Below are 13,983 nucleotides of genomic sequence, written 5' to 3'. Positions count from 1 at the left end.
CGTCGTACACCACCTCACGGGACTTGACCCAGGACACCTTCCCAGCCCAGCAGCCGCATCCCGGTGACGCGGTCACCACGAACGTGCAGCCCAGCGATGGTGGTCTCAGCCCAGCCACGGTCCTCGTCGCACGCCATGCCTCATCATCCACACCACCTGGGCGGATTCCCTTCGGGACGCTCCGAGCACGGCCAGGCGACCCGTCAGCCCCGGACCAAGATCACCGGCTTGGCGTTAACCGCTGTACCGATGTTCCCCCGATCTACCTGCGTTGGATGGCCCGGACGTGACCGGCCTCGCCCAAGATCAAGTCCTTAGCGCCAACGGCTGTTCCATTGTTCCCCGAGGCCGAACCTGGGTTTGATCGCCGAGCACTGGGACGATCTGCTGCGGTTGGCCGGATCGCTGAAGTTCGGGCACGCCACCGCGTCGCTGTTGGTCGGCAAGCTGTCGGCGTCGGGGCGGCAGAACACCCTGGCCGCGGCGCTCAAGGAGTACGGGGCGCTGCGGCGCACCATTTACGCCGCGAGATACCTCTCCGATCCGGACTACCGGCGCAAGATCTCGCGGCAGCTCAACAAGGGCGAGTCGCTGCACGCGCTGCGCCGCGACCTGCTCTATGCCCATGAGGGGATGATCCGGGCGCGCCACCTCGAGGACCAGACCGAGCAGGCCTGGTGCCTGACCTTGACGACCAACGCTGTGATCGCCTGGACCACAGAGTATTACGGGTTCGCTGTCGAGCAGATGCGCCGGACCGGGCAGCGTATCGATGACGAGGTCCTGGCCCACATCAGCCCGGCCCACAGTGCCAACATCAACTTCTTCGGCGCGATCGAGGTCGACATCGACGCCGAGCTGGCCCAGCTGGGCCCGACCGGGTACCGGCCGCTGCGGGTGCGCGACACCTTGTTCTGACCGCGCGGAACCGGGGCCCGTGGTTACGGCGTGGCGATGTCGATAGCGGTGTCTGCTGGCGTGGGTGTTCGGTGGGCGGTGAGGAAGTTGTCGACGAGCCGGGTGCAGTCGTCGTGGTCGATGCTGCGTAATCCGGTGAGACGGGCGAACACGATCGGGCCGAGGAGTTCGATGATGGCGAAGGTGGTGTCGAGCTCGCCGAGCATCGCGCGGGCCTCGGGACTGGTGAGGATCTGGTCGAACGGGTGGCGGTACTGCTCGATGACGCGCGCGCGCAGCGAGGTGACCGCGGCCGGGTCGGGGTGGTCCTCGCCGATGGAACCCATCGCCAGCCAGGCCAGGGTGGTCATCTGCACCGGAGCCTGTTCGATGAGGTCGGCCTGGCTGGCGAGCAGCGCCAGGAGCCGCTCACGCACGGGCCCGGTGCCGGTCGGTGTGTCGACCTGGGGAAGTAGTCGTTCGAAAGTCGCCGCGAGCAGCTGGGTGGTGCTGCCGAAGTGCCGGTAGAGGGTGGCGCGGGCGACCTTCGACACGCGGGTGACCGCCTCGACGGTGACCGCCTCGACACCGCCGGTGGACAGCAGATGGGTGGCCGCGTCGAGCAACCGGTTGCGTGAGCGCGCCAGTCGCGGATCGGCCTGCTCGTCGTCCGCGGCGAGCGGGTCGGTCGCCGCCGGGCCTGGGTCGGTCATGGACGCGCCTTCCTCCGAATTCGTGTCGTTGAACTCTTGATATGGGTGAACTCTATCCCACCCCCCAACCACTATGATACGAATGGTCTCGTACAGATACCGTTGGTCTTCAAAGTCGGGGAGGTGCCGGTGGCCACACCCGGAACGGACACTGTCGAGATCGCCCGCTGGACCAGGGCCCAGTGGTGGATGCTGGCGGTGTCGTGCCTGGCGGTGGCGCTGGTGGTCGCGGCGATGGCGGCGTTGTATTCGGCGTTGCCGCAGATCGCGCTTGCGACCGGGGCCACCCAAGCCCAGCTGACCTGGATCGTCGACGGCTACACGCTGGTGCTGGCGTGTCTGGTGCTGCCCGCCGGCGCCGTCGGTGACCGTTACGGGCGCCGCGTGGTGCTGGTGGTGGGGTTGGTGGTGTTCGCCGCCGCCTCGGCGCTGCCGCTGCTGCTGTCCGACCCGGCCTGGTTGATCGCGACGCGCGCGCTGGCCGGGGCAGGCGCCGCGCTGGTGATGCCCTCGACGCTGTCGATCCTCACTGCAGGGTTCGCCCCCGCTCATCGCGGCCGGGCGGTGGGGATATGGGCCGGGGTCGCCGGATCCGGGGCGATACTGGGGATTCTCGGTGCCGGGGTGCTGCTCGAACGATGGTCGTGGCTATCGGTGTTCGTAGGGTTGACCGTGGCCGGGGCGGTGCTGGCGGGGTTGGCGTGCACCATCGCCGAGTCCCGCCAGCGCGAGCATCCGCAGGTGGACTGGGTGGGCGCGGTGGCGGTGGCGGTCGCTGTCGCGGCGATCGTGTTCGCCGTGATCGAGTTCCCCGCGCGCGGCTGGGCCGACCCGCTCGTCGCCGCCGCCGCCGGGGTCGGCGTGGCCGCGACGGCGGCCTTCGTGGTCGTCGAGCTGCGCTCGGCGGCGCCGCTGCTGGATGTGCGGTTGTTCGCCCGCCGTGGTTTCGGTGCCGGGTCGCTGTCGGTGACCATCCAGTTCCTGGTCACCTTCGGGGTATTCCTGCTGCTTGTGCAGTACCTGCAGCTGGTCTTCGGTTACGGGCCGCTGGCCTCGGCGCTGGCGTTGGCGCCGATGGTGGTGCCGCTGGTCGTGATCTCGGTGATCGCGCCGTGGCTGTCGAGCCTGGTCGGGTTACGGGTGATGACCGTGGCCGGCCTGCTCACCATCGCCGCCGGGCTGGTGCTGGTGAGCCGGCTGACACTCGCCGCGCACTACCTCGACCTGCTGTGGCCGCTGCTGATCATGAGCGCGGGCCTGGGATTGTGCACCGCGCCGGCGACCTATGCCATCGTCGCCGACACCCCCGAGGCCAAACACGGGGTCGCCGCCGCGGTCAACGACGCCGCCCGCGAGATCGGCGCCGCGATCGGGATCGCCGTGGCCGGCAGCGTGCTGGCCGCCGGCTACACCCACCGCATCCAGCCCGCCCTGCCCCAGTTGCCCGAGCCCGCCCGCGGCCCGGTCGCCGATTCCCTGGCCGCGGCGCTGCAGGTCGCCGACCAGGCCGGACCGGTGGCCGCACCGCTGGCCGAGTTCGCCAAGGCCGCGTTCGTGCACGGCAGCGGCCAGGCCGCGCTCGCCCTGGCCGCCCTCACCACCGTCGGGGCGATCGTGCTGGCAGTACTGGCCCCCGGCCGCGCACCACGCCGCCGATACATCTCGACCATTTCCCCCGCAAAACACGCTCCCTTCTCGTGAAAGACGCCCGTCATGACGGCCTATCGCACGATCATCGTCGACACCGACGGATCCGACCGCTCCTACCGTGTGGTCGACCACGCCGCCGAACTCGCCCACGCCACCCACGCCCGGCTCCTGATCATCTGCGCCCGCCACCACATCGACGCACGTGAGCTCGGGGCGGACCTCGACCGGCTCGGACCCGACGCCTACCAGCTACGCGGCACCACTCCCACCGAGGCCATCCTGCGGACCGCCCACCAGCACGCCCTCGCCCACGGCGCCACCGACATCGAAACCCACATCCTGTCCGAACCCGCCCCGCACGCGCTGCTGCACCTGGCCGCCGCCACCGGCGCCGACCTCATTGTCACCGCCGATCCCCACCGGCCACCGCTGCTGGCCCGGCTGCTGACTACCCCACCGATCGAGCTCGCCCGCAAAGCCCACTGCGACATCCTCTTCACCACCGCACGGTAGACACACCCCACAGAAAGCGCCCATGACCGAGAACACACCCAGCACCCATACACCCGAGCCCCGACAGGTCCCGGACTGGATTCCCGCCTTCCCTGTGCTCGCACCCGACTCCGCCGACCTGCCACCCCACCACGACCACTGCCTCGGCTGCGGACCGGCCAACCCCCACGGCCACCAGCTACGCGCCCGCCGCGACGCACACGGCGTCCACGCCCACCACCGCTTCGACTCTCGCCACGTCGGCGCCCCCGCGATCGCCCACGGCGGCGCGGTCGCCACCGTCCTCGACGAACTGTTCGGACTCTTGCTCTACACCGTCGGGGAACCCGCGGTCACCCGCCACCTTGCCATCGACTACCTCGCCCCGATCCTGCTCGACACCCCTTACACCCTCCGCGCCCACATCCACGCCCGCGACGGCCGCAAACTCCACCTGCAAGCCACCATCGAAAACGACCACGCCCACGTGATCACCACCGCCACCGCCCTGTTCCTCACCGTCGACGTCAACCACTTCCTCACCCACAACACACCCCCACACACCGATAACACCCCCTGACCTGTTCCGTAACCGGATCGGCCACCGGAACACCACGCAGAGCCAACGTCGGCCCAGCTCACCGGTGTTCCGTAGAGGTGTTCCGCTGACTGTGCCGGTCAACCCCCGCTATCTGGAACACTTTCGGCATGGGTGAGCCGTTCCGCGTCGGATACTGCCGCTGCTCCACCGACGAACAAGACGTCGAGATCCAAACCGAGCAGCTATTGGCGCTCGGAGTGCCGCGTGAGCGGATCTTCATCGACAAAGGGTTCTCCGGGACCACCCGCAAGAACCGGGCCGGGCTCGACAACGCACTCGCCGCCGTCACCTCCGCCGCGGCGGCCATCGACGGGCGACAGGTAGTGCTGACCACGCCGAAGTTCGACCGATTCGCACGCAACATGGCCGAAGCAGGCCAGACCCTGACCGAACTGCGCGAGCGCGAGGTGCTGTTCGGACTCGGGAGCTCGATCTACGACTGGAACGACCCGTTCGGCAAGCTCTTCCTGCAAACCTTGGCCATGGTCGCCGAATTCGAGGCCAACCTCAACCACCTACGCACCCGCGAGGGCATGGCCAAGGCCCGCGCGAAAGGCAGGCTCAAGGGCAAGCAGCCGAAACTTCCTCTCACGGCACGGAAAACAATCCACCGCCGCTACCACGACCCCGCCGACGACGCGAGCCTGGCGGACCTGGCCGAGGAATACAGCGTCGGCCGCTCCACCATCCACCGCATCGTCAGCAGTGCTGCACCACGAGCCTGAGAATTCACCAGCCTGTCGTCAGGATCCCGCTACTTTGCACTTCCTGACAACCTTGGGTTGCGGGCCCTTACGTCCCACACGAGTTCTGGCCCGAATCGGATCGTCGGCGAGCTGGGCGGATACGCCGCGCCCGCCAGGAGCCGGTGGCGAGACAGACGATCGTTTCGACCCAACAGGCCGAGCGGATCACCGACCGGGCACTACGCCATATCCGCCCGATTTTCGGCAAATGCTACGGCTACCCCCTCGACGGTGGAACGCGGAGGTTTCGCGGGCCACCTTCGGTGTCCACCGAATCGAGCTCCGCTGCGCTCCGCCCTGAAAAGAACTCTCTCTTTCCCCTTCTGGCCTTCCGATCATGACCGGCCGGCCGCTGCGCGCAACCCCTGGGCGCTCCGCGGCCTGACGGCCCGAAAACTCTCTCCTCCGCTTCGCTCCCCCGAGACTTTTCGTCCCAGGGGTTGCACTCCGCGTCCTTGGGCCGGTCGTTATCTCCATGCCAGAAGGGCAAAAGATCAGGCGGGCCGCGCAGGTCCGCCGCGACCGTGAGGAGAGGCCATGTCCGACCGCATTCACATCGAGGGAATCGGCGAACTCATCGCTGCTGTCCCAACCGTTCTGTCGTTCGTACCTGAGCAGTCCATCGTGCTGGTCTTCTCGAGCGCGGGCCGCATCACATGGATGGTCCGCACCGACTTCGGGACGGGTGGGCGCCTACTGACGGCCGAGACGATTGCCCGGAGCGGCGAGTCCGACGCAGTGATCGTCGTCGTCGTGGCGAAGGGACGCACCTTCCGCGAGGTGATCGCAGAGGGCGACCGCGTGAACGCGACGATGCTCGGGCTGGGTGTCGAGGTGCAGGGGATCTACTACACCCCGAGTATCGAGGGCGGGCAGACATGGACCGACATGCAGACGTTCGGGACCGGCACGGTGGTCGATCCGGCCACGACCGCGGCTGCCGCCGCGACCGTCTTCACCGGCAAGCAGTTCACCCGCACCCGCGAGGAGATCGTGGCCCGCTACCGGCGTGACGACGCGACGATGACCGACCGCCGCCGGGCACGGAAGACGAAGGAGGTGATGGGGGAGAACTTCCCGCGCAGCGTCATCAGCGAGCTGGCCGACGCCGTCCGCGAGCGCCAGGAGCCGACGGCCGCACTCGCAGCGCGAGTCGGGTTGCTCGTCACCACCGACATCACGGCGCGTGATGCGATCCTCGGACTGGCAGTGATCGACCCGGCCACCGCGGCCGAGACGATGGCGGCCGTCGCCCGCAAGTTGTACGGGGCCGAACGGGTGGCGGCCCTGACGGTCGCCGGGTTCTTCGCGTACGTGAACTTCCAGGGACCGGACGCCGGGTGCGCATTCGAGGCAGCCCGCGAGGAGGCCGCCCGGCATCCCCTGTCCGACACGCGTCTGCTCGGACTGGTCGAGCAGGCACTCTCGACGGGGCTGCACCCGAGGCAGATGCGCACGCTGTCCGGCACCGGAGTCGGCATCGCCCGCGAGAAGTTCGGTGTCGAGCTGCCCGCCCCGAGCAGTGATTGGCTCTGACGGCACAACACACAGCGAGGCCCCCGGAATCCGTAGTTCCGGGGGCCTCGCCCGTTGCGCAGAAACGTCGTTCAGGCATCGAGCCTGGACGACGTTCACGCACGACTCACAGCGACCACCATAACCGGGCGCGTACCGTCACCACACATCACCGGCCGTGTCCGTCGCAAACCCCACATCGATCCGATCGCGGACCGGGCGTGTCGGGCATTCACCGTTGACGATCGCGTCGAGATCACCCTCACTCGGCCGGTGCAGATGCTTCGTCGCGTCGTACAACTGCTTCTCCACCTCGGACCGCTGGACCATCGGTGCCCTTTCTCCGTCGCCGACCGTCGAGGCCGGCTCTGCTGTCAGAACAGTGTCCCCTGCCAGTCACCCGGGTTGGTCTTGGCGTGAAACAGTGCATCTTCGTCGTACCCGCCCCGCAACGCCTCACGGATCGCCAGCGACCGTTCGTAGCGTGAGCGCCCCTGACCGTCGAGCAGTGAGTGCCCCGACAGCCGCCCGAGCGCGATCGCGTAGCGCACGTTCTCGCTGTGGGTGGACTGCACGAGGTGATCGTGGCCGACGCGTACGCACAACGGTTCGTTGCACTTGTGCTCGCACACCACGTTCGGGTCGAGGGGCCCGTGCACCAGCTCCACAGAGAAGCGGTGCGCGAGCATCGTGCGTTGCCGGTTCTCGCGTTGGAAGTTGAATCGCCCGTATCCGTCGGGTGCACTGATCGCACCGACCCAGTACCAGCACGTCGGTGACTTGACGACCTTCGCCCAGAACGCCGCGACGTTCGCCCGTGATGGAGTGAGCGAGTTGTCGACCACGCGCACCCGCCGCGGTTGGTCGGACGACTGCGGCGCGACGTATTCGACGTCGCACTCGGGGAACCCGAAGTCGAGCGACGGCTCGCTGTCGGTGCTCATGACCGGCGCAGCGTCACGATGCTGCGGTCACCGGCTGTGTGTCGCCGGCACCAGGTGCCGAGGCCGGCGCAGACGCCGCAGGCGAGGCGGGGATGTCGGGCGTGTCCAGGTCGCTCTTCGCCTGTTCGATGATCTTCTTCGCCTCCCGCGCGCTCACACCCAGCAGCGGGGCAAGTTCACCGGCCGAGGCGTTCTTGCCGAACTCCACGATCGCGAGGGCGTACTCGCGTAGCAACGACGACTCCTGCGCCTGTTCCTCCGGCGTCAGGTGTACGCCGGCCGACTCTGCTTCCGCCTTCACGGCCTCGATCTTGGCGGCGTACTCCTGCTGGATCTTCGCGATGCGCCGATCCCGTGCCTTCTCCAGCTGCTCGATCTTGCGCCGCGGTGTGGCCGCCCGGGACTCGAGCACCGCATCGAGCTTCGCCAGCTTCGCGGCCGCGTCATTGATCGGCGCTGCCAGCGTCTCCAGTTCGGCCTGCCGCGCCAGGACGCGCTCGCGTTCGCGCCGCAGGTTCTCCCGAACATTCGGGGCGGTGTGGGGACGCAGTGATCGGCGCGCTGCCGACGTCGACGAGGTGGCCATAGGACCGGAGTCTATCGGCTCGCCACGCTCTCGGGGAGTTCCGCGCCCCGGATCGTCGTCACCTCGGCATGTCACCCGCTTCGGTCACCTCCCCGACGAAAACCCACCCCCGGCTGTCTAACACCCGCAACTCCGTCGGAACCTCGACGGAGTCTTGGTCGAACTCCGTTCGACCAAGAAAACTCCACAAAACTCCACACACCTCATGCACTAAAGGTGCGACATGGTATAATTGGCGCCGTGATGACCGTCCACAAGCTCAACGCCGGGGACGGATACGTCTATCTCACCAAGCACGTCGCCAAGGGCGACGCCACCGAGTCCCGTAAGCCCGATGCGGTCGACTACTACGTCGCCAAGGGCACCCCGCCGGGCATCTGGTGCGGAAAAATGGCCGAGAAGGTCGGCGTCGAAGTCGGCACCGAGGTCACCGAATCCGCGATGCGGTCGGTGTTCGGCGCGGCGCGCACTCCGACCGCCTTGGACACCAAGCCCGGACCCGGAGCGTCGGCCGAAGAGCACCTGACCTGGTCCAGGGAGACCGCCCTCGGTCGGGCGTTTTCGTGGTTTCAGAACAGCCAGGAATACGTCCACGACGTCGAAGAACTGTGCACCGCATACAAGGCGCAGCACGGCGAGTACCCGACCGCCGAGGCGAAGAAGGAGATCCAGTTCGCCACCGCCCGCAAGCACCTGGGCCGCGAAAGCGGTGAGCAGGCAGGGCTGCTCAGCGATGAGGGTGTGTGGCAGTTCATCACCGAGCAGTACAGCAAGGCGCGTCAGCCGGTGGCCGGTTACGACCTGGTGTTCACCCCGATGAAGTCGATCTCGTTGCTGTGGGGCCTGGGCGACGCGCAGGTCAAGGCCGCGGTCGAAGAGGCGCACAGGCAGGCCGTGGACGAAGCGTTGGAGTGGATCGAAGATCAGGTGATCTACACCCGCCGCGGCAAGGGTGGTGAGCGCAAGGTCAAGGCCGAAGGGCTGTTGATCGCCCGGTTCGACCACTTCGACAATCGCGCTGCGGACCCGAACCTGCACACCCACAGCGCGGTGCTCAATCGTGTCTATGCCGAAGGCCGATGGACCACCATCGACGGGTCGATTCTCTACAAGGCGAACGTCGCGGCGTCGGAGAAGTACAACACCCGGGTGGCCGATCTGGTGGCCCGCAAGCTCGGGGTCACCTTTGCCCCGAGAGCGGATACGCCGGTCGGCAAGCAACCGGTCTACGAGGTAGACGGCATCCCTCTGTCACTCATCGAGGAGTTCTCCCGCCGCGCCGCGATCGAGGCACGCCAGGAAGAGCTGGCCCGCGAGTACAAGACCCGCTACGGCAAGAATCCGCCGAAGAAGGTGCAGTACGCCCACGCGCAACAGGCCACCCTCGACACCCGCAACGCCAAGAACCCACCCCGCTCGTTGGCCGAACTGCGGGCCGAATGGCGCGAGCGCGCCGAAGCGATCCTCGCCGGAAACAGTCCCGGCGAGCTGGTCGACTCCGTCCGCGGTGCGCGTGATCGCCGCCCGGAACTGGCACCCGAGCAGGTGCCCACTCTGGTGAACGAGGTCGTCGACACGCTCTCGCACAAGGTCGGGTCGTGGACGGTGTTCTCGGTGACCGCCGAGATCGAGAGACGACTGCGAGAGTTCAGTTTCGCCGACGACGAGCAGCTGCGAGCCATCCACGATGACGCGCTCGAACTCGCCCTGCGCGACTACTGCCTGCCCATCGACGTCGAGGAATACCACCTGCCCGAGCGGATCAGCGACCGCATCGAGCGGGGACGGCGGCGCAGTCTGCTGGTCGATCGCGCGCAGATGCGCTACACCGCGCAAGCGGTTCTCGACGCCGAGGACTTCATGCGCCGGCAGGCCGAGACCGGCGACGTGCACACCGTGGCCGAGCGGATCATCCGCCGCACGTTGCGCCGGATCGAGCAGGCGAACGGGCACGAGCTCGGGGCCGATCAGCTCGCGCTGATCACCCACTTCCTCACCGCCCGCACGCGTGTGGCCGTGGCGGTCGGTGCGGCCGGCGCCGGCAAGACCACCGCGGCCACCGTGATCGCCCGCGCCTGGGAAGCCGTCAACGGCAACGTCCTCGCCCTGGGGCCGTCGGCCCGGGCCGCCGAAGTGCTCGGTGAGGAAATTTCGGTGGAGGGACGCACCATCGCCGATGTACTCACCCGCCACCGTGTCGGCATCCCGACCGGCATCGGCAGGGGTGATCTTCTGCTGGTGGACGAGGCGGGCATGGCCTCGGCCCGCGACCTGGCCGACCTGACGCGCATCGCCACCGACGCCGGGGCGGTGGTGCGGTTGCTGGGAGATCCGCAGCAGCTCGCCTCCGTCGAAGCCGGTGGCGTGTTGCGGGATCTGGCCGATCGCACCAACGCCCCGTTCCTGCGCAAAGTCCACCGGTTCGCCACCGACGGCGAGGCCGAGGCGAGCCTGCAATTGCGCACCGGCGATGTGACGGCGCTCGAGTGGTACGACGAGAACGACCGCGTCCGGCAGGGCATGGCACACGAGCTGGCCGATCTGGTCTTCGCCGCCTACGTCGCCGACGTCGAGGCCGGGCAGGTCGCCTTGATGGTCGCCCCGACCAACGATCTGGTGCGCCAGCTCAACGAGAAGGCCGCCGCCTACTACCGCGGGGTCGGCACCGTCACCGGCCCCGGCATCGTCCTCGCCGACGGTCTCGAAGCCGCGGTCGGGGACGTGGTGGTCACCCGGAAGAACAACTCCAAGTACGTCGTGACCGGCTCCGCCGGCAACACCTCGGGCCGGGTGAAGAACGGCGACCTGTGGACCGTCGCCGCAATCGGTGACGACGGCTCGCTGCGGCTGCGCAACAACATCAGCGGCGGCCAGGTCACCGTCGCCGCCGACTACATCACCGACAACGTGCAACTCGGCTACGCGACCACGGTGCACCGCTCCCAGGGCATGACGGTGGGAAGCTGCCACGTGCTCGCCGGAGCGAACATGGACCGCCAGTCGCTGTATGTGGCGCTCAGCCGCGGCAAGAACACCAACATCGTCTACGCCGCCCACGACGAGCTGCCCGACTGGGACTTCGAACATCACCCCGACGAGCATCCCGGCGCGATGGGTCTGCTCGCGAAGATCATCGCCCGCGACGGCTCGCAGCGCACCGTGCATCAGATGATCGAGGACGAACAGCGCAAGGCCGCGTCCTGGTCGACGATCACCAACAGCTACATGCTGGCCGTCGGGGAGCTGTACGAGGACTACACCGAACAGCTGCTCAGCCGGATCCTCACCGACGAGCAGTTCGGCTGGGTGCACGGCCTCGGCGGATGGGATCAGATCGTCACCTCCGTCGCCCAGTCGGAAACCTTCGGCTGGGACACCGAGGCCCTGCTGCGCCAGGCAGCGTCGGTGATGAGCGCCGAAGGCAAGGCCGGGCGGATCGACACCGACCGCAACTCCCCCGGCCGGGTCATCGCCCGCGCCCTGAAAGAGCGCATCGATGCCGAGGACGCAGCGCAGCTGCCACGCCGCCGCACCGACGCGGTGGCCGCCTACCGCGTGCCCGCGTTGACCGAGGCCGCGGCCGAAGCGGATCCGATCCTCGCCGCCTACGCCCGCTCGTGCGAGCAGCAGATGCACGCGTTCATCGACTCCTACACCACCACCGCACTCGAACGCAGCGCCCCGTGGATCGTCGCCGTCGGCCAGCGGGGAACGGACCCCCGTCGGGTGCGCCGGTGGGAAACCACGGTGCGGGAGATCGCGATCTCGCGGGTGCTCGCCCACGCACCCGACGACGAGAACGATCCGATGGCGCACCTCCGCGAAGCCCGGAAGACAGCCCTCACCGCGAACATCGCACGGTTGCATCGGCCCGAACAGGCCACCGACGAGGTGGTCGGCCCGTACGCCCGCTACACCGACGCCGAACTGAATTCGGCACGGGCGCTCAGCCGGGGCCGGCTCACCGAAGACGCGATGCTGCTGTCGCTGGCCAAGGACGAGCTCGACCGGGCACGAGGCGAGGCGTCCGCTCTCGGAGCCGTCGAACGGTCCCTGGCGCAGGTCGAGATCGACGAACGCAACATCGCGGCGGTGCGTGCTGCCCGCGCCTGCCTCGACGCCCTGACTCGTTCCCCGCAGGCCACCGAACAGCAGATCGATGCTGCCCGCGCCGCCGTGGCCGCAGCCGAACAGGTGGCACCACTCGAGCGTCGCTGGGCCGTGATCGAACGCGGCGCCCAGCACTACCGGGCTGCCGAAGCTGCCAAGGCCCGCGCCCGCGCCACCGACGACCAGGCCCTCGGCCGGATCACCGACCGCATCACCCGACTCGACGAGTCGATCGCCACCGAACGCACCATCCTCGGTCAGATCGACGCCGAACTCGCCCGCCGCAACGCCGGCGGAACCGACTACACCACCGGCAACCCGACGCGACAGACCCAGGTGGACTCGTCGGCGAACGCCCCAATCGACCGCGACCCGCTCGAACACGACAACGGTCCAGAACGGGAACTGTAGGCCCGGCGGCTGCGAGCACATCCGAACAGCACAAGGAGAACAACGATGGCGGACAACGACCAGAAGCGACGGTTTCTGCGCAACCGCGGACGGTCGGCCCACCCCACCGACGCCTCGATTCCGCCGTCCTCGGAGACCGCGGCCCCGGCCGGTGTGCCGGCGGTGCCGCAGCGCAGGCCGGCCAGGGCGCAGGCCACCCAGGACGTTGTCGACCTCGTGGGTTTTCTCCGTGCAGCGGAGAATCGACGCGCTCAGGGCCGGCCGGCACCCACACCGAAGTCGATGCGCGACGTTCTCGGTGCGTTCCGTGGACAGCCCGCGCAGCAGACCTCCATCCAGGTTCTGGCAGCGGCAGCGACCACTCGACACCTGGGCGCGCAGGCGCAGAACACCCGCAGGTGGGAACGGTTGGCGCAGGAGAATGCTGCGCGACTCGAAGCGCTGCGAGCACAGCAGTACCGCCAAGAACAGCAGCGGTACGTGCAGGTGCAGATGCGCCCGGACGAGATCGACCGGCGCATGGCCGAGAAAGAAGCCGCCGACCGGAACAGCGACAAGCGCGTCTTCGACGCCGCTGCGGCGGTCGCGTTGAGCTACGCTGCGGCCAAGAGTGTGCCGTCGTTCGACAAGCTCGCCGACCTGTCCGCCCAGCACCTCGAGGTGGTCGAACCCACCGCGGACGTGCCGGCCTCAGGGGCCGAAGCCTTCGCCCGCGCTGCCGACGCCGACACCGTAGAGATGAACTTCGACAAGGACGCGGACAGGTCGCCGGCGCCCGGCGGCCCCGATGCACGCACCGAACCGGTGGTCGACGGCCACGAAGCGGATGTGTCCGACCAGCTCGAACGGGTCGAAGCGCCCGCACCCACGGACCGCGGGGATCTGGGCAGGATCGGGGCGGTGCTCGAGTCCGCCGGCCGGGGTCTGGCCACCGCGGTCGGCCCGATCAACGGTGACGACGAAGTCGCCCCTCCCCTGTCTCCGGTCGACCTGAACCAGCTCAGTCAGGAACTGCTCGATGCGATCGGTGCTGCGATGAGCAGTCACCCCCGGTCGGTGGCCGAGATGCTCAACATCGAACGCCGACCCGACCACACCAACGAGGCCGCGTTTGTTCCCGCGATGGGTATCGAACACAGCCAGGAAGCAACACTCAGTTGCTGATCGTGATGGCTATGCCGTGCCGGGCAGATCCGGAACCGAGGGCAGGACTGCGCGAGCCTGATTGGATCGCTCAGCGAGTGCCATCAATCTGTAGAGGAAGTGGCCGCTACGAGTCTGAGCATCTCGCTCTCCAGAATGGCCACGGCTTCGCCTT

10 protein-coding genes and 1 pseudogene are annotated in these 13,983 nt (G+C 68.2%); 8 read left to right on the top strand and 3 right to left on the bottom strand.

Going from position 1 to position 13,983, the window contains the following annotated elements:
* Nucleotides 1-348: 348 nt before the first annotated feature.
* Nucleotides 349-918: pseudogene (locus CQZ88_RS00410) on the top strand (Tn3 family transposase); the annotation flags it as partial.
* Nucleotides 919-941: 23 nt separating this feature from the next.
* Here CQZ88_RS00410 and CQZ88_RS00405 read toward each other — a convergent pair.
* Complete coding sequence (locus tag CQZ88_RS00405) at nt 942-1,610, bottom strand: TetR/AcrR family transcriptional regulator (protein ID WP_006554624.1); 669 nt, start codon at nt 1,608-1,610, stop codon at nt 942-944.
* A 129-nt stretch (nt 1,611-1,739) separates the two neighbouring features.
* Here CQZ88_RS00405 and CQZ88_RS00400 point away from each other — a divergent pair, with 129 nt between their 5' ends.
* The 5 genes from CQZ88_RS00400 (at nt 1,740) to CQZ88_RS00375 (ending at nt 6,635) form a co-directional block, all read left to right on the top strand.
* A complete protein-coding gene (locus CQZ88_RS00400) occupies nt 1,740-3,311 on the top strand; it encodes an MFS transporter (RefSeq protein WP_039583601.1) in 1,572 nt (523 codons plus the stop codon).
* 12 nt (nt 3,312-3,323) lie between these two features.
* Complete coding sequence (locus tag CQZ88_RS00395) at nt 3,324-3,773, top strand: universal stress protein (RefSeq protein WP_006553198.1); 450 nt, start codon at nt 3,324-3,326, stop codon at nt 3,771-3,773.
* Between the two features lie 22 nt (nt 3,774-3,795).
* Entirely contained in the window at nt 3,796-4,332 is a 537-nt protein-coding gene (locus CQZ88_RS00390; protein ID WP_006553199.1) for a PaaI family thioesterase, read from the top strand.
* A 128-nt stretch (nt 4,333-4,460) separates the two neighbouring features.
* The gene (locus CQZ88_RS00385; RefSeq protein ID WP_006553200.1) at nt 4,461-5,078 is read left to right on the top strand and encodes a recombinase family protein; all 618 of its coding nucleotides are present in this window, start codon (nt 4,461-4,463) and stop codon (nt 5,076-5,078) included.
* A 558-nt stretch (nt 5,079-5,636) separates the two neighbouring features.
* Nucleotides 5,637-6,635: a DUF4192 domain-containing protein gene (locus tag CQZ88_RS00375; RefSeq protein ID WP_006553201.1), complete on the top strand. Its 999-nt coding sequence runs from the start codon at nt 5,637-5,639 to the stop codon at nt 6,633-6,635.
* A 353-nt stretch (nt 6,636-6,988) separates the two neighbouring features.
* Here the strand turns inward: CQZ88_RS00375 and CQZ88_RS00370 are convergent, their stop codons facing one another.
* Nucleotides 6,989-7,558 carry an HNH endonuclease gene (locus CQZ88_RS00370; RefSeq protein WP_006553202.1) on the bottom strand — a complete coding sequence of 190 codons (570 nt, stop codon included), beginning with the start codon at nt 7,556-7,558 and terminating at the stop codon, nt 6,989-6,991.
* Between the two features lie 13 nt (nt 7,559-7,571).
* Nucleotides 7,572-8,144: a hypothetical protein gene (locus tag CQZ88_RS00365; protein WP_006553203.1), complete on the bottom strand. Its 573-nt coding sequence runs from the start codon at nt 8,142-8,144 to the stop codon at nt 7,572-7,574.
* 243 nt (nt 8,145-8,387) lie between these two features.
* Between CQZ88_RS00365 and mobF the strand changes: the two genes are divergently transcribed.
* On the top strand, nt 8,388-12,665 hold the full coding sequence (gene mobF, locus CQZ88_RS00360; protein WP_102799080.1) for a MobF family relaxase: 4,278 nt from the start codon (nt 8,388-8,390) through the stop codon (nt 12,663-12,665).
* A gap of 45 nt (nt 12,666-12,710) precedes the next feature.
* The gene (locus CQZ88_RS00355; RefSeq protein WP_102799079.1) at nt 12,711-13,829 is read left to right on the top strand and encodes a hypothetical protein; all 1,119 of its coding nucleotides are present in this window, start codon (nt 12,711-12,713) and stop codon (nt 13,827-13,829) included.
* The last annotated feature ends 154 nt before the right edge of the window (nt 13,830-13,983 follow it).

It is taken from the genome of Rhodococcus sp. ENV425, from assembly GCF_002887785.1.
GTDB lineage: Bacteria > Actinomycetota > Actinomycetes > Mycobacteriales > Mycobacteriaceae > Rhodococcus > Rhodococcus aetherivorans.
The sequence above is the reverse complement of the archived record's forward strand: the minus strand, read 5'-3'. Positions and strand labels throughout refer to the sequence as shown.

Bases quoted from the DNA above. Each gene is read 5' to 3' on its own strand.
- CQZ88_RS00405 (WP_006554624.1), bottom strand. From the start codon at position 1,610: ATGACCGACCCAGGCCCGGCGGCGACCGACCCGCTCGCCGCGGACGAC.
- CQZ88_RS00390 (WP_006553199.1), top strand. From the start codon at position 3,796: ATGACCGAGAACACACCCAGCACCCATACACCCGAGCCCCGACAGGTC.
- CQZ88_RS00395 (WP_006553198.1), top strand. From the start codon at position 3,324: ATGACGGCCTATCGCACGATCATCGTCGACACCGACGGATCCGACCGC.
- CQZ88_RS00385 (WP_006553200.1), top strand. From the start codon at position 4,461: ATGGGTGAGCCGTTCCGCGTCGGATACTGCCGCTGCTCCACCGACGAA.
- mobF (WP_102799080.1), top strand. From the start codon at position 8,388: ATGACCGTCCACAAGCTCAACGCCGGGGACGGATACGTCTATCTCACC.
- CQZ88_RS00370 (WP_006553202.1), bottom strand. From the start codon at position 7,558: ATGAGCACCGACAGCGAGCCGTCGCTCGACTTCGGGTTCCCCGAGTGC.
- CQZ88_RS00375 (WP_006553201.1), top strand. From the start codon at position 5,637: ATGTCCGACCGCATTCACATCGAGGGAATCGGCGAACTCATCGCTGCT.
- CQZ88_RS00365 (WP_006553203.1), bottom strand. From the start codon at position 8,144: ATGGCCACCTCGTCGACGTCGGCAGCGCGCCGATCACTGCGTCCCCAC.
- CQZ88_RS00355 (WP_102799079.1), top strand. From the start codon at position 12,711: ATGGCGGACAACGACCAGAAGCGACGGTTTCTGCGCAACCGCGGACGG.